The organism is Neorhizobium tunisiense (assembly GCF_039631515.1).
In the GTDB taxonomy this organism is placed as follows: domain Bacteria; phylum Pseudomonadota; class Alphaproteobacteria; order Rhizobiales; family Rhizobiaceae; genus Neorhizobium.
The window spans coordinates 1067109-1081021 of sequence record NZ_JBDIUU010000001.1 but is presented as its reverse complement, the minus strand read 5'-3'; the positions used below and the strand labels follow the sequence as shown (position 1 = coordinate 1081021).

At 65.0% G+C, this 13913-nt stretch carries 17 protein-coding genes; 16 read left to right on the top strand and 1 reads right to left on the bottom strand.

The window, feature by feature from the left end:
* Positions 1–93 precede the first annotated feature (93 nt).
* The 8 genes from ABCW43_RS05645 (at position 94) to ABCW43_RS05610 (ending at position 4689) form a co-directional block, all read left to right on the top strand.
* On the top strand, positions 94–429 hold the full coding sequence (locus tag ABCW43_RS05645; protein WP_345922474.1) for a DUF6107 family protein: 336 nt from the start codon (positions 94–96) through the stop codon (positions 427–429).
* A 116-nt stretch (positions 430–545) separates the two neighbouring features.
* The gene (locus ABCW43_RS05640) at positions 546–1127 is read left to right on the top strand and encodes an HK97 family phage prohead protease (protein WP_210011152.1); all 582 of its coding nucleotides are present in this window, start codon (positions 546–548) and stop codon (positions 1125–1127) included.
* Positions 1124–2404: a phage major capsid protein gene (locus ABCW43_RS05635; RefSeq protein WP_345922473.1), complete on the top strand. Its 1281-nt coding sequence runs from the start codon at positions 1124–1126 to the stop codon at positions 2402–2404. Before ABCW43_RS05640 ends, ABCW43_RS05635 begins: the two co-directional genes overlap by 4 nt.
* 130 nt (positions 2405–2534) lie before the next feature.
* The gene (locus tag ABCW43_RS05630) at positions 2535–3104 is read left to right on the top strand and encodes a head-tail connector protein (protein ID WP_345922472.1); all 570 of its coding nucleotides are present in this window, start codon (positions 2535–2537) and stop codon (positions 3102–3104) included.
* The gene (locus tag ABCW43_RS05625; protein ID WP_445738894.1) at positions 3104–3436 is read left to right on the top strand and encodes a phage head closure protein; all 333 of its coding nucleotides are present in this window, start codon (positions 3104–3106) and stop codon (positions 3434–3436) included. The genes ABCW43_RS05630 and ABCW43_RS05625 overlap by 1 nt, the downstream gene beginning before the upstream one ends.
* Positions 3433–3831: a DUF3168 domain-containing protein gene (locus ABCW43_RS05620; protein WP_345922471.1), complete on the top strand. Its 399-nt coding sequence runs from the start codon at positions 3433–3435 to the stop codon at positions 3829–3831. Before ABCW43_RS05625 ends, ABCW43_RS05620 begins: the two co-directional genes overlap by 4 nt.
* A gap of 78 nt (positions 3832–3909) precedes the next feature.
* Positions 3910–4185, top strand: a complete 276-nt coding sequence (locus ABCW43_RS05615) for a type II toxin-antitoxin system TacA family antitoxin (RefSeq protein ID WP_345922470.1) — start codon at positions 3910–3912, stop codon at positions 4183–4185.
* A 3-nt stretch (positions 4186–4188) separates the two neighbouring features.
* A complete protein-coding gene (locus ABCW43_RS05610) occupies positions 4189–4689 on the top strand; it encodes a GNAT family N-acetyltransferase (protein WP_345922469.1) in 501 nt (166 codons plus the stop codon).
* Here the strand turns inward: ABCW43_RS05610 and ABCW43_RS05605 are convergent.
* Positions 4686–5897 carry an MFS transporter gene (locus ABCW43_RS05605; RefSeq protein WP_345922468.1) on the bottom strand — a complete coding sequence of 404 codons (1212 nt, stop codon included), beginning with the start codon at positions 5895–5897 and terminating at the stop codon, positions 4686–4688. The genes ABCW43_RS05610 and ABCW43_RS05605 overlap by 4 nt on opposite strands.
* A 105-nt stretch (positions 5898–6002) precedes the next feature.
* Here ABCW43_RS05605 and ABCW43_RS05600 point away from each other — a divergent pair, with 105 nt between their 5' ends.
* The 8 genes from ABCW43_RS05600 (at position 6003) to ABCW43_RS05565 (ending at position 13911) form a co-directional block, all read left to right on the top strand.
* The gene (locus ABCW43_RS05600) at positions 6003–6410 is read left to right on the top strand and encodes a phage major tail protein, TP901-1 family (RefSeq protein ID WP_345922467.1); all 408 of its coding nucleotides are present in this window, start codon (positions 6003–6005) and stop codon (positions 6408–6410) included.
* Positions 6410–6757 carry a gene transfer agent family protein gene (locus tag ABCW43_RS05595; protein WP_345922466.1) on the top strand — a complete coding sequence of 116 codons (348 nt, stop codon included), beginning with the start codon at positions 6410–6412 and terminating at the stop codon, positions 6755–6757. Before ABCW43_RS05600 ends, ABCW43_RS05595 begins: the two co-directional genes overlap by 1 nt.
* 23 nt (positions 6758–6780) lie before the next feature.
* Positions 6781–7017, top strand: coding sequence for a rcc01693 family protein (locus ABCW43_RS05590; protein WP_345922465.1), 237 nt, complete (start codon positions 6781–6783; stop codon positions 7015–7017).
* 197 nt (positions 7018–7214) lie between these two features.
* The gene (locus tag ABCW43_RS05585; protein WP_345922464.1) at positions 7215–7748 is read left to right on the top strand and encodes a phage tail tape measure protein; all 534 of its coding nucleotides are present in this window, start codon (positions 7215–7217) and stop codon (positions 7746–7748) included.
* A gap of 21 nt (positions 7749–7769) precedes the next feature.
* On the top strand, positions 7770–8408 hold the full coding sequence (locus tag ABCW43_RS05580; protein ID WP_345922463.1) for a phage distal tail protein, Rcc01695 family: 639 nt from the start codon (positions 7770–7772) through the stop codon (positions 8406–8408).
* Complete coding sequence (locus ABCW43_RS05575; protein WP_345922462.1) at positions 8405–9280, top strand: phage/gene transfer agent baseplate hub protein; 876 nt, start codon at positions 8405–8407, stop codon at positions 9278–9280. The genes ABCW43_RS05580 and ABCW43_RS05575 overlap by 4 nt, the downstream gene beginning before the upstream one ends.
* Positions 9277–9726: an NlpC/P60 family protein gene (locus ABCW43_RS05570; protein ID WP_345922461.1), complete on the top strand. Its 450-nt coding sequence runs from the start codon at positions 9277–9279 to the stop codon at positions 9724–9726. The genes ABCW43_RS05575 and ABCW43_RS05570 overlap by 4 nt, the downstream gene beginning before the upstream one ends.
* Positions 9727–10119: 393 nt before the next feature.
* Positions 10120–13911, top strand: a complete 3792-nt coding sequence (locus tag ABCW43_RS05565) for a baseplate multidomain protein megatron (RefSeq protein ID WP_345922460.1) — start codon at positions 10120–10122, stop codon at positions 13909–13911.
* Positions 13912–13913: the final 2 nt, after the last annotated feature.

Sequence of the window (13913 nt, the reverse complement as noted above, 5' to 3'; positions counted from 1 at the left end):
CCGCTGACCCTGCGTCAAGCGCGGAACGGCTGGTTGCATGGCAGCTGCGCCGTTCTGTCCATATGCGTGCATCATAAACAAGAGAGATTAAAAATGGCTGACCTCGGAAACGATCCGGCCGTCCTTCCCGGCATGTGGGCTGCGAGGATCGCCGGTGCCACGGCGGGGGCAGGTGTGTCGCTGATCTATCTCCTGCCGAAGAGCCGTCGCGAGGCGGCGAGCCGGTTTCTGACGGGGCTTTCCTGCGGGCTGATCTTCGGCGGGCCGACCGGGCTTTGGCTGGTGGAAAGGCTGGGGATCGGGGGAGAGCTTTCCGGCGCGGAAGTGATGCTGACAGGGTCGGCCGCGGCCAGCCTTTGTGCCTGGTGGGTGCTGGGCGTGCTGGCGAGGATTGCCGCGAGATATGGGGGACGGGTGGGGTCGCCTTAGGCGCCTACCCCTCATCCGCCTGCCGGCACCTTCTCCCCACAAGGGGGAGAAGGGACTATGCCGCGCCGTCTCCGCCTACATCCGGCGGGAAATCCAAAAAAATCAGGAGACCACCGATGCACGCTTATCGCGGGCCGCGTCCGACTGCGCGCAAATTTGCCAATCTGGAACTCGCAGGCATTACCGGCGACGGGGTTTTCTCCGGTTATGCCAGCGTCTTCGGCGAGGTCGATCTCGGCAAGGATACGATCGAGCGCGGCGCCTTCCGCAACTGCCTCGTCGAGCGCGGGGCGCCGGGGGTGCGGATGCTCTATCAGCACGATCCTTCCGAGCCGATCGGCGCCTGGCGGACGATCCGCGAGGATGCCCGCGGGCTTTATGTCGAAGGCATGCTGTCGCCCGGCGTCGCCCGCTCCCGCGAGGTGCTGGCACTGATGAAATCAGGGGCGCTCGACGGGCTGTCGATCGGTTTTCGCACCGTCAAGGCGCGGACCGACGCCAAGACGGGCGTGCGAAAAATCCTGGAGGCCGATCTTTGGGAAATTTCGGTGGTGACCTTTCCGATGCTGCCATCGGCGCGGGTCTCCAACGTCAAGCATGCGCGGTTCTTCCGCGACAGGGAAACCGAACTCGTCCGCCAGATGCGGCGGGCGGCGAAGATGATGATGAAATCAACCTTCAAAGGAAAAGCGATATGACGGAGCAGGCGAGAACGATGGCAAGCGTGGCGCTTCAGGCGAAGGCCCCCGAAGTCAAGGGAGTGCCGGAAACGGTGACGGCGGCCTTCGACGAATTCATGGAGGCCTTCGAGGCCTTCAAGGAGGTCAACGACCGGCGCCTCGGCGAGATCGAGCAGAAGCTGACGGCCGACGTCGTTACTCGCGACAAGATGGACCGCATCAACCGCAGCATGGACGAGCAGAAGAAGGTGCTCGACCAGTTGGTGCTGAAGAAGGCCAGGCCGCAGCTCGGCCGCGGCGATGCGGAGCTTTCGGCCGAGGCTGTCGAGCACAAGGCGGCCTTCGACGCCTATGTCAGGCGCGGCGAGGAGAACGGCCTGCGCGAACTGGAGGCGAAGGCGTTTTCCGGCGGGACCGGTGCCGACGGCGGTTATCTCGTACCGCCGGAAACGGATACGGAAATCGGCCGGCGGATTTCCGCGGTTTCGCCGATGCGGGCGCTCTCGACCGTACGCACGGTATCTTCCGCCGTGCTGAAGAAGCCGTTCGCGGCGGCCGGGCTTTCGACCGGCTGGGTGGCGGAGACGGCGGCGCGGCCGCAGACCAACACGCCGCAGCTGGCCGAACTCTCCTTCCCGACCATGGAGCTCTACGCCATGCCGGCCGCCACGCAGTCGCTGCTGGACGACTCGGCGGTGGACATCGAGGCCTGGATCGCCGGCGAGATGGACATCGTGTTTGCCGAGCAGGAGGGCGACGCCTTCATCCGCGGCGACGGCATCAACAAGCCGAAGGGATTTCTGTCCTATCCGACGGTGGCCGACAGCGCCTGGAGCTGGGGCAATATCGGCCATATCGCCACCGGCGTTGCGGGCGGCTGGAAATCGACCGGGCCTTCGGACACGCTGATCGACCTGATCTATGCGCTGAAAGCCGGCCACCGCCAGAACGGCACGTTCATGATGAGCCGCAAGGCGCAGGGCGATATCCGCAAGTTCAAGGATGCCGACGGCAACTATCTCTGGCACCCGCCGGCATCAGCCGGCCAGCCGGCCTCGCTGATGGGCTTCCCGATCGCTGAAGCCGAGGAGATGCCCGACGTCGCGGAAAATTCGCTCTCGATCGCGTTCGGAGATTTCCACTCCGGTTACCTCGTCGTCGACCGGGCGGGAGTGCGCATCCTGCGCGATCCGTATTCGGCAAAACCCTATGTGCTTTTCTACACCACCAAGCGCGTCGGCGGTGGGGTGCAGAATTTCGAGGCGATCAAGGTGGTGAAGTTCGCGGCGGCTTGAGCCCCCGCGAAGCGAGTAGTGGGTGGTGACTAGTGAGCAGGGCGGCCGAAAGCTGCCCTTTTCGCATCACCGCTTCCGCTCGAACCCACTACTCACGGCCGACTAATCACTGCTCACCCCAAGAGGCCCCATGACCTACGCCCAAACCACTCCGCCCGCTGCGGAGCCGCTGACGCTTGCCGAGGTGAAGGCGCATCTGCGTCTCGATGGAAGCGACGAGGATGCGCTGCTGGCCTCGCTGATCAGGACCGCGCGCGAACACCTGGAAAGGGAGACGGGGCTTTGCCTGATGTCTCAAGGATGGCGTCTTTACCTCGACCGCTGGCCGGCGGACGGGGTGATTCGGATTTCGAGATCGCCGGTGCAGGCGATTGAGAACGTTACCGTTTACGACGCTGACGGAACGCAGCTTGAAGTTCCACTGGAAGATCACCTGCTCGACGGCGAAGGCCGGCCGGCACGGCTGTGGCTGGGAAATCCGCCCGAGCCGGGCAGATCCGTCAACGGCATCGAAATCGATTTTTCGGCCGGTTTCGGCGAGGCGGGCACCGACGTGCCGGATACGCTGAAGCGGGCGATGTCCCTCCATATCGGCCATATGTTCGCCTTCCGCGGCGTCGTTTCGCCGGACCAGCAGCCGGCCGGTATTCCCGACGGCTACGAGCGGCTGATCGCGCCCTTCCGGATGCGGAGGCTCTGATGGTGGTATTCTTCGATCCGGGGTCGATGACCGCCCGGCTCGACCTTGAAGTGCCGCAGGCGCTGCCGGACGGCCAGGGCGGCGCGACTGTCACCTGGGAGGTGACGGCCTCGCTCTGGGCGCGGATCGAGCCGGTTTCGTTCATGGTGGAGGAGCGGGCGGCGGACGAAGGCGGCACGATCAGCCATCGCATCTGGGTGCGGTTCCGCGACGGCATATCAGCCGGCCAGCGGTTTCGAAAAGGGGCGCGGGTCTTCCTGGTGAAGCTGGTGCACGATCCCGACGAGACGCGGCGTTATCTCGTCTGCCAATGCGAGGAGGAGGCCCGATGACGGCGGCGAATGCGCTTCTGCAGGCGATCCATCAAACGCTTGCCGGTGATGCTGCCTTGACGGCCATTATCGGCGCCGACGGCATCCGCGACCGGCTGCTGCCGCGGGCAAAACTGCCCTGCGTCGTATTCGGCGAGATGGAGACACGGGATTTTTCGACCGCCAGCGAGGCGGGCGAGGAACATCTGCTGGTGCTGGAAATCTGGTCTGATGGCGAGGGACGGCGGCAGGCGCAGGAGATTGCCGGGATCGTGCACGGCCTCCTGCATGATGCGGCGCTGGTGCTTGAGGGGGCGGTGCTGGTGAACCTGCTGCAAGTGAGCATGCGGACGCGGCGGGAGCCGAAGACGAAGTTATATCTGGCGGAGATGCGGTTTCGGGCGGTGACGGAGTGATGGGGTCACTCGGATTGTTCGTTGAATAACGTGAGGAAAATGTATATACAATGAATGTACATTGTGGATCCTGGGATTATGGCAGCACTTCGAAAAAACGAAACGATCAATCTGCGGATAGATGCCTCGACACGCGAGGTCATTGCCCGGGCGGCTGAGATCTCCGGCAAGTCGCTGACGGCGTTCATGACCGAAGCGGCCTTGGCCTCAGCTCAGAAAGAGCTTTTGGACCAACGATTCATCGGCGTCGATGCCAGCGTCTTCGATGCTGTCGAGGATCTGCTCGCGGAGCCTGCGCGCGTGGACGAGAAGCTTTCGGCCTTGCTCAAGTCGAACCGGCAATGGCTCGACTGAGCCATGTATCGCAAACCGGCTCCGCTGAGCGAGCGCCACAATCTGGAAGACTTCGACAGCGGCAAGTCCGTGCTTGATACGTTCCTGAAGGAAATGGCGCTTCACAATCAAGCGCAGGGTTACACACGGACCTTCGTGATTGCCGATGCCGATTTTCGCGTCGTCGGTTACCATTCGCTTTGCGCCGGCATGATTTCGCGCGAAAACGCGCCTCGGCAGGTCAAGGGCCACCAGGCACCCGGCGAGATTCCGGTGGCGTTGCTGGCTCGGCTTGCGGTGGACCGGAGGCACCATGGACAGGGGCTGGGCGGCGAACTTCTGAAGAATGCCCTATTGGCCGTGGTTGCAACCTCGGAGGTGGTCGCCTTTCGGGCCGTCATGGTTCACGCACTCGACGACGAGGCAGCGAGTTTTTATCTCAGATACGGCTTCCGGCAGGCCAAGAGACTGGACCGCACCTTGCTGCTGCCGATCAAGGATATCGTCGCGTCAGTTGGCAATTAAGCGGCCGTCCGCGCATTCGCCCGTCGCACCAGCCCCACCAGCATCAGCACCAATACCAACGAGATTGCCGAAAGCACGGCGCCGGTCACCAGCACTATGGTGGCGCCGGCGCGGTCGAGGATGGCGGTGAAGATGACCGGCGCTGCGGCATTGGCAAGGTTTTGCGGCAGAGACAGGCGGGCCGATTGCAGGCCGAATTCGCGGGGCGAAAAGAGTGACAGCGGCAGGAGCGCGCGGGCGACTGCGAGCACGCCGGTGCCGAAGCCATAGAGCAGCATGAAGATAACGAGGACCGGCCCCGAGGATGTGACGGTCGCGGCGAGCAGGAAGCTGAAAAGAACCAATCCGGTGCCGACCAGCGACGTAAGAAGCGCGTTGCCGCGCCGGCCGAGAACCATGTCGACGAAGCGGGCGGCAACGCCGATCGCGCCGCGCGCCGAGCCGAGCTGCAAGGCAAACGCCGGCGAGGCGCCGGCCTGTTGCAGCAGGGCCAGCAGCGAAGGTGAAAGGCCGAAGCTGATGAACGAACTGATCGCAGTCGCCGCAGCCACCAGGAAGAAGGCGCGGCGGCGTTCCGGCGGCGTGAAATCGACAGGGACCGTATCCGTGGCTTGGGTCTGCTCGTTGCGATCGACCGGTTTCGGCAGGCCGAACAGATAGAGTGGCAGGCAGACGAAGAGCTGCAGCATGGCCGAGAGCACGAAGGTCATCCGCCAGCCGACGAGATCGTTCATCAACGCGAGGACCGGCCAGAAAATGGTCGCCGAAAGCCCGGTGAACAGCATGAGGATGGCGATGATGCGCTTGCCGTCCAGACCCTCACGCTCGACGACCGCCGTATAGGCCGGCGCCGACAGGCCGAGCGCGCCGCCGATACCGATGATGATCCAGGCAAGCCCGTAGACCAGGATTTCGTGGGCGCTCGCGAGTAGAAGCAGGCCGATCGCAAACGTGACGGACGCGGCTGCCATAACCTTTGCGGCGCCGTGGCGGCCGAGCAGCCGCCCGGTCGCGGGACCGGCAAGCGCGCTCACCAGCATCATGATCGACAGGCCGAAGAACACGACCTCGTTCGGAAGCTCAAGGTCCGGCGCGACGATGCGGCCCATGACCCCGAGCATGTCGAATGTCGTGCCCCAGGAGATGATCTGGGTGACGGCGAGCACGGCGATCGTCTGCGCCGAGCGCAGGGGGAGGATTTTGGGCATGGCGGCGGGAAGCATTCGCGAAAACGGGTGTGAGCGCCCGATGCTCTAGCACCGCTTCCGGAGGCGCGGAAGCGACAATCCGACAACACAGGAAAGGACTTCCACATGGTGGCGCAGAAGGGCAAGGACCTGCTCTTGAAGATCGACGATGACGGCGCATTCCTGACGGTCGCGGGGCTGCGTTCGAAGCGGTTGGCCTTTAATGCGGAGACCGTCGACATTACCGACGCCGAAAGCGCCGGACGCTGGCGCGAGTTGCTGGGCGGCGCCGGCGTACAGCGCGCTTCGCTGACCGGAGCCGGCATCTTCAAGGACCAGGACAGCGATGCGCTGGTCCGGGCCGCGTTCTTCTCAGGCAGCATTCTTGCCTGGCAGATCCTGATCCCGGCCTTCGGCATGGTGACCGGACCGTTCCAGGTGACCGCGCTCGAATATTCCGGCGAGCACAATGGCGAGATCCGCTTTGAACTGGCACTGGAATCGGCCGGCAGCCTGACCTTCGGAGTGCTGTGATGGTGGGCGGACACGCAAACCGCAGGCGCGGCGAGGTGGAAGCGGTGATCGACGGCGAGCGCCGCATTCTCTGCCTGACGCTCGGCGCCTTGGCGGAACTGGAGACGGCCTTTTCCGTCGGCGACCTGAATAGCCTGGCGGAGCGGTTTTCGTCCGGCCGGTTGAAGGCGGCGGACATGATTCGGCTGATCGGCGCCGGCCTGCGCGGCGGCGGCAACCTGTTCTCCGACGACGAGGTGGCGGCGATGAGCATCGAGGGCGGAGTTTTGGGTTACGCGCGGATTGTCGGCGATCTGCTGGCGGCGACGTTTGCGGCGCCGGGCGGGGACGCCACGGCAAACCCTTGAGGGCCGCGGCGGGCAACGGGGCAGTGGCAGGCGGTTTTCCCTCTGCACCTGCGACCGAAGAAAAAAGGCCGGAACCGTTTCCATGGGAAACGGTGATGCACGCCGGCCTTTGCCTGCTGCGGCTTCCTCCAAGGGATTTCTGGGCGCTGACGCCGGTCGAGTTCTTTGCGATGACCGGCGGGTTGAGGGCGCGGCGGGCGGGGATCGGGAAGGCCGGGCTGGAGGCGCTGATGCGGGCGTTTCCGGATGGCGGCGACTGACCCCCTCTCCTGGAATTTCTAACACTTAGCCTTTGGCTGAGACGTTGAAATTCCATTCTTCTCCGCAAAGGGGGAGATAGGGAGCTCGCGGCACCGCCTTCGCCGAGATGCAAATTCGGCGGGAGAGGAAGAAAAATCAGCATCTTAGCCAAAGGCTAAGTGTTGGATTTTTCAGGTGAGGAGCATGAGGGACAACCATGGAAGACGACGACAAGAGTTTGGCCGGCACTTTGTCCGGCGCCGAGGCGCTGACCGGCGTGATGGCCGATCTTGAAGTCCGCTCGCAGCGCTTCGGCGCGGCGCTGACCGGGGCGCTCAGATCAGCGACGACGGGCGGGCGGGGGCTTGAGGATGTGTTGCGCGGTCTCGGCAACCGACTTTCCGACATCGCGCTTTCCGCTGGCCTCAGGCCGCTCGAAAACATGCTCGGCAACGCGATCGGCGGGCTTGTCGGGTCGGTGACGCCGTTTGCCGACGGCGGTGTGGTGCGTTCCCCGAGCTTCTTCCCGATAGGTGGCGATATGGGCCTGATGGGCGAGGCGGGGGCGGAAGCGATCCTGCCGCTCAGGCGCGGGCCGGACGGCGCGCTCGGGGTTGCCGCCGCAGGCAGCGGTGGCCCGCAGATCGTCTTCAACGTGACGGCGAGCGACGCGGCGAGCTTTCGGAAAAGCGAAGGGCAGATTTCCGCCATGCTGGCGCGCAGTGTTTCGCGCGGCCGGCGTGGCTTGTGACGATAATTTTGTGAGGAAAAGATGAGCGGTTTTCACGAGGTTCGGTTCCCGCTGCGCCTGGCGCTCGGGGCAACCGGCGGTCCAGTGCGGCGCACCGATATCGTCAACCTTTCCAACGGGCGCGAAAAGCGCAACCAGCGCTGGCGGGATTCGAGGCGCAGCTACGATGCCGGTTCGGGGGTGAGATCGCTTGCCGATCTTTATGCGGTGCTGGAATTTTTCGAGGCGCGGGGCGGGCAGCTTTACGGATTCCGGTTCCGCGATCCGGTCGACTGGAAATCCTGCGCACCGGGCGAGGTTGCGTCGGCGGCCGATCAGGTGATCGGCACGGGCGACGGGGAGACCGCGGCGTTCCAGCTCGTCAAAACCTACGCGGATGGCGGCGGCAGCTGGACGAGGCGGATCGCCAAGCCGGTCGCCGGGGCGGTTGTGGCGTCGGTGGACGGCGTTGGCCAAGCGCCGGAGGCTTTCTCCGCCGATGTGGTGACGGGGATCGTTACCTTTGCCGCCGGGCATGTTCCGCCGGTCGGTGCGGTGGTGCGTGCGGGTTACGAATTCGATGTGCCGGTGCGGTTCGATACGGACCGGATCGACGTCAATCTCGCGCATTTCGATGCCGGGCGCATCCCGACCATTCCGCTGACGGAGGTTTTAGCATGAGAACAGTACCGGCTGATCTGGCCGAACATCTGGCGCGGGAGGCGACCACCACCTGCCATGCATGGCGGCTGACGCGGCGTGACGGGGCGGTGCTGGGATTTACCGAGCATGACCACGACCTGACATTTGACGGCACGACCTTCCTGGCGGCGAGCGGGTTTTCGGCAAGCGAGGCAGAAGCGGCAACGGGGCTTTCGGCGGGTGCCGACGAGGTGGCCGGCGGGTTTTCGAATGCGGCGATCCGCGAGCAGGATTTGGCGACCGGCAGATATGACGGCGCTCGGGTGGAATTGTTTCAGGTCAACTGGGCGGCGCCGGATCAGCATATGCGTTTGAACGTGCGGGAGATCGGCGAGGTTTCCCGCGCCGGCGGGCAGTTTCGGGCAGAGCTGCGCAGTCTGGCGCATCGGCTGAGCCAGCCGCAGGGGCGCGTCTTCAACCGGCGCTGCGATGCCAGCCTTGGCGACGCCCGTTGCGGCGTCGACTTGGATCCGTGGCGCGGCGAGGGGGCGGTGATCGCGGTGAAGGATGCCAGCCGGGTTGTCGTTTCGGGCCTCGGCGGTTTCGAGAACGGCTTCTTCCGGCAGGGAGTGCTGACGTTTCCGGGTGGTGTGACGATGGATATCGATGCGCACGAGAAGCGGGCGGATGGTTCGGTGGAGCTGACTTTCTGGCTGCCACTGGAAGTGCCGGTCGCGGCGGGCGACACGTTCGCGGTGGCCGCCGGTTGCGACAAGTCGTTTGCGACCTGCGGGGCGCGCTTTGCGAACCATCTGAATTTCCGCGGCTTTCCGCACGTTCCGGGCGCCGATTTCGCCTATTCCTATGCCGACGGGGAGCGGGTCCATGACGGCGGCCCGATCTTCGAATGAGCGGGCAAGGCGAGCGGATCGTGGCGTTGGCGCAGGGATGGATCGGCACGCCCTATCGGCATCAGGGAGCGACGAACGGTGTCGGCTGCGATTGCATCGGGCTCATCCGCGGCATCTGGCGCGAGCTTTACGGTGAGGAGCCGGAGACTGTGCCGGCTTATGCGCCCGATTGGGCGGAGCGAAGCGGCGAAGACCGGCTCGCGGAGGCGGCGATGCGACTTTTCGGGCCGCCGCTGCCGATGGCTCAGGCGGAGGCCGGTGATGTCCTGCTGTTCCGCTGGCGAGTGGACTGTGCGGCCAAACACGCGGGAGTTCTCGCCGGGCCGCAGCATTTTATCCATGCGTATGAGCAGAGCGCGGTGACACGCTCGGCGCTGGTGCCGTCGTGGCGGCGGCGGGTGGCGGGGGTGTATCGGTTTCCGACAGCACGTAAGCTACCCGCTTAGGGTATTGCAACCTGATGCAACTGAAAATGTTAAAACTATAGGATGTATTTGAGTTGCAAGGTTGCATTTTGAGCGGCTAAGTCTATTATGAAGGAGTGAGCGAGGCGGGAACCTCGCTCACCTGGCACTATCTAGTGAATAATACCCGGACGGAGACAAGCCAGCCCGTCCGGGTTTTTCTCACAGTCAGCACGACGCTAATAGGCGTTAACCTCATAACATCACCTTCATGGTTGAGAGCAGGGGCCTCCTGCCGAGGTCGATGCGGCCACGCCACCGACGCGCAATTTCGATGCGCTTGCTGCTTTCTCCCTCAACCGCCTGCAAACTTAACACGCAATGGATGCGGGCGACCAGTGGTCGACTCGCCTTTTAGAATATGTGGAGTTGTTGATGGCCACTATCCTTTTCCAGGCGGCGGGCGCGGCCCTCGGCAGCGTGTTCGGTCCAGTCGGGGCGATCATCGGGCGGGCCGCGGGAGCGCTGGCCGGCAGCATTGTCGATCGGGCGCTGATCGGCGACAGCGGCACGACGATCTCCGGGCCTCGCCTTGCGACGGCGCGCATCCCGGGTGCTGACGAGGGAACGGCGATCAACCGCATCTACGGGACGGCGCGGATCGGCGGCACGCTGATCTGGGCGACGCGTTTCGAGGAGGAGGTGACGCGCGAACGCTCTGGCGGCAAGGCGACGAGCGGGCCGCGGGTGGAGACGTTCCGCTATTTCGCAAACCTGGCTGTCGGGCTCTGCGAGGGGACGATCGCGGGGGTGCGGCGGGTCTGGGCCGATGGGCGCGAACTCGATCTGACAGCCCTCGAGATGCGGGTCTATCGTGGCGACGAAGAGCAGTTGCCCGATCCGCTGATCGAGGCGAAGCAGGGCGAAGGCAATGCGCCGGCCTATCGCGGGCTGGCCTATGTCACATTCGAACGGCTGCCGCTCGACAGTTTCGGCAATCGCATTCCGCTTCTGCAGTTCGAGGTGCTGCGGCCGGTAGGCAGGCTCGAGAAGCAGATCCGCGCCGTAACGGTCATTCCGGGCGCGACCGAGCATGGTTATGCGACCGTACCGGTGACGGAGAAGACCGGCGAGGGCAGTGCGCGCATTCTCAACCGCCATACGCTGACGTCCGGGACCGACTGGCAGGCATCGCTCGACGAGTTGCAGGCGATCTGCCCGAACCTCGAACGGGTGGCGCTGGTGGTCTCCTGGTTCGGGACGGATCTCAGAGTGGGATTTTGCCGGATCGTGCCGGGCGTCGAAGTGCCCGAGCGGTGGGAGGAGAGTTCCGAATGGTCGGTGGCGGGCATGTCGCGTCGCGAGGCGCATCTGGTGAGCCGGGACGGTGGGCCGGCATTCGGCGGCACGCCAAGCGATGCGAGCGTGGTCCAGGCGATCGCCGACCTCAGGGCGCGTGGGCTGAAAGTCTATCTCTATCCGTTCGTGATGATGGATATCCCGCCCGGCAACGCCCGGCCGGATCCCTATGGTGGCCCGGAGCAGGCGGCCTATCCCTGGCGCGGACGGATCACTTGTTTCCCTTTGTCGGCGGATAGGACTGCCGGTGCGCGGGCGCAGGTGCAGGCTTTCAGCACCGGCGCGGAAGGTTACCAGCGCATGGTGCTGCACTATGCCGGTCTGGCGGCTGCCACGGGCGGGGTCGATGGCTTCGTCATCGGTTCGGAACTGCGCGGGCTGACGCAGTTGCGCGACGAGACGGGGGCGTTTCCGTTCGTGCAGGAGCTGGTCGGGCTGGCAGGAGACGTGCGGGCGATCGTCGGGCCGGGGACGAAGATCACCTACGGCGCCGACTGGAGCGAGTATTTCGGCTATCATCCGCAGGACGGTTCGGGCGAGGTGCATTTCCATCTCGATCCGCTCTGGGCTTCGCCGGATATCGATGCGGTCGGCATCGACAATTACATGCCGCTCGGCGATTGGCGCGACGAGGATCTTTGGACCGAAAATCCCGATGGCTTTCGTCTTGCGGATGATGGGCAGGCCATGGCGGCGCAGATCGCTGCCGGCGAGGGTTTCGACTGGTATTATGCGAGCGAAGCAGACCGGCGGAACCGGGTGCGGTCGCCGATCAGCGATGGGCTGGCGGGGAAGCCTTGGGTCTATCGTTACAAGGATCTTTCGGGCTGGTGGTCGAACCAGCACTTTGATCGTGTGGACGGTGTCGAGGCCGGAATGCCCACGGCCTGGGTGCCCGGCATGAAGCCGGTCTGGTTTACCGAACTCGGGTGTCCGGCGGTCGACAAGGGCGCCAGTCAGCCGAATGTCTTTACCGATCCGAAATCCGCCGAAAGCGCGCTGCCGTATTTTTCGAGCGGCGGGCGATCGGACAGCATGCAGCGGCGGTTCCTGGAAGCGCATCATCGCCGCTGGCTGGGAGAGGCGACGCCGGGAGGCATGGTCGATCCGGGCCACGTCTTTGTCTGGACCTGGGATGCGCGGCCTGTTCCGGCCTTTCCGGGCGATCTTTCGGCCTGGAGCGATGGCGGCAACTGGCGCACCGGCCATTGGCTCAATGGCCGGCTGGGCGGAACTACGCTTGCCGATGCGATCGCCGCGATCCTGGCCGAGCATGGTTTTGAAGAGTTCGATGTCTCGGAAGTGAGCGGCGACCTGACCGGCTACGTGCAGGGCGAGGTGACCTCCGCGAGGGCGCTTCTGGAGCCGCTGATCGAGGTCTTTCAGGTGGATGTCGCCGAAGACGGCGGCAGGCTGCGCTTCCGGTCACGGCTGACGGCGAGCCTGGCGGCGAAGGAGATCGCCGTCATTGCCGATATTGAGGATGATCCCCTGTGGTCTGAAAACCGTGGGCATGACAGCGATTTTGCGGCTGAGGCGGTGCTGACCTCCTACAATCCGAGCCTGGACTACGAACAGGCGGGCGTGCGATCGCGGCGGGCGCGGGCGGAAAGCCAGCGCATCCTCAGCTACGACCTGCCGGCCGTGCTGCCGGAAGAGACGTCGCTGGGTGCGGTCGAGACGCTGCTGCGCACGCACAGGGTATCGAGGCGGTCGCTGAGTTTTGCGCTCTCGCCGGCGGATATTACCGTCGAGCCCGGCGATGCGGTGCGGCTGGCTCTGCCGGATGCCGCTGGCCCGGCGGGGACGTTCATCGTCGAACGGATCGAAGAGGGGGCCGCGCGGCGGATCGAGGCACGGCACCACGCGCCGCTCGCGCCGTCGAACCATGCCGGCGATGGGGGGCACCGGAATGGCGGTAGCGCCGTCTCCGATGCATTTGCGCCCGTCCTGCATTTTCTCGATCTGCCGCGGTTTGCCCCCGGCGAGGCGGCGAGCTTCGCCCGCGTCGCGGGCTTCTGCAGACCGTGGCGGCGGATGGCGCTGTCCTCCTCTGTCACGGCGGAAGGGTATCGCATGCGATCGGCGCTCGACCGGCCGGCGAGGGCGGGCATTCTGGCGGCGCCGCTTTCGGGCGGAGTTGCCGGGCGCTTCGATCGTGGTCCGGCCATGGAGATCGAATTGTTTTTCGGCGGATTGTCGTCGGCGGACGAGCAGGCGGTGCTGAATGGCGAAAACCGAATTGCGGTGAAAGCGCAGAACGGTGCCTGGGAAATAGTCGCCTTTGCCGCAGCCGAAGAGATCAGTCCGAACCGCTGGTCCCTGTCGAACCTGCTGCGCGGACTGGCGGGGACCGAGGATGCCATGCAGGCGGGCGCCGCGGCGGGTGCGGCCGTCGTCGTGCTCGACGAGGCAGTTATGCCCCTCGGATTGTCGGCGGAGGAGCGCGGCCTGGTGATGAACTGGCTGGCGGAAAGCCCGGGGCAGGCGGGAGGGCGCTCCGGCCCGCACAGGTTCGCGGGGGGCATGCGCGCCGAGACGCCGCTTTCGCCGGTGCACATCCGCGGCGAACGGCAGGTTGCCGGCGATGCCCGGCTGACCTGGGTGAGGCGCGGCAGGGTCGAGGCGGACGGTTGGGACGGAACAGAGATCCCGCTGGACGAGCCGGAGGAGCGCTACCTGTTGGAAGTGCTGGACGGAACCATCGTCAGGCGCGTGGTCGAGGTGGCAGAGCCGGCTTTCATCTATCCGGCGATCGATGAGATTGCCGATTTCGGTGGGACTCAACCGAGCCTTTCGTTGCGGATCCGGCAGATGGGCCGGGCGGTCCCGCTTGGCACCCCCGCCGAGGCGACCGTTGTATTTTAGGT

Coding starts and splice junctions, on each gene's coding strand:
- ABCW43_RS05635 (WP_345922473.1), top strand. CDS start 1,124: ATGACGGAGCAGGCGAGAACGATGGCAAGCGTGGCGCTTCAGGCGAAG.
- ABCW43_RS05610 (WP_345922469.1), top strand. CDS start 4,189: ATGTATCGCAAACCGGCTCCGCTGAGCGAGCGCCACAATCTGGAAGAC.
- ABCW43_RS05605 (WP_345922468.1), bottom strand. CDS start 5,897: ATGCCCAAAATCCTCCCCCTGCGCTCGGCGCAGACGATCGCCGTGCTC.
- ABCW43_RS05565 (WP_345922460.1), top strand. CDS start 10,120: ATGGCCACTATCCTTTTCCAGGCGGCGGGCGCGGCCCTCGGCAGCGTG.
- ABCW43_RS05645 (WP_345922474.1), top strand. CDS start 94: ATGGCTGACCTCGGAAACGATCCGGCCGTCCTTCCCGGCATGTGGGCT.
- ABCW43_RS05585 (WP_345922464.1), top strand. CDS start 7,215: ATGGAAGACGACGACAAGAGTTTGGCCGGCACTTTGTCCGGCGCCGAG.
- ABCW43_RS05600 (WP_345922467.1), top strand. CDS start 6,003: ATGGTGGCGCAGAAGGGCAAGGACCTGCTCTTGAAGATCGACGATGAC.
- ABCW43_RS05575 (WP_345922462.1), top strand. CDS start 8,405: ATGAGAACAGTACCGGCTGATCTGGCCGAACATCTGGCGCGGGAGGCG.
- ABCW43_RS05630 (WP_345922472.1), top strand. CDS start 2,535: ATGACCTACGCCCAAACCACTCCGCCCGCTGCGGAGCCGCTGACGCTT.
- ABCW43_RS05640 (WP_210011152.1), top strand. CDS start 546: ATGCACGCTTATCGCGGGCCGCGTCCGACTGCGCGCAAATTTGCCAAT.
- ABCW43_RS05580 (WP_345922463.1), top strand. CDS start 7,770: ATGAGCGGTTTTCACGAGGTTCGGTTCCCGCTGCGCCTGGCGCTCGGG.
- ABCW43_RS05615 (WP_345922470.1), top strand. CDS start 3,910: ATGGCAGCACTTCGAAAAAACGAAACGATCAATCTGCGGATAGATGCC.
- ABCW43_RS05570 (WP_345922461.1), top strand. CDS start 9,277: ATGAGCGGGCAAGGCGAGCGGATCGTGGCGTTGGCGCAGGGATGGATC.
- ABCW43_RS05595 (WP_345922466.1), top strand. CDS start 6,410: ATGGTGGGCGGACACGCAAACCGCAGGCGCGGCGAGGTGGAAGCGGTG.
- ABCW43_RS05625 (WP_445738894.1), top strand. CDS start 3,104: ATGGTGGTATTCTTCGATCCGGGGTCGATGACCGCCCGGCTCGACCTT.
- ABCW43_RS05620 (WP_345922471.1), top strand. CDS start 3,433: ATGACGGCGGCGAATGCGCTTCTGCAGGCGATCCATCAAACGCTTGCC.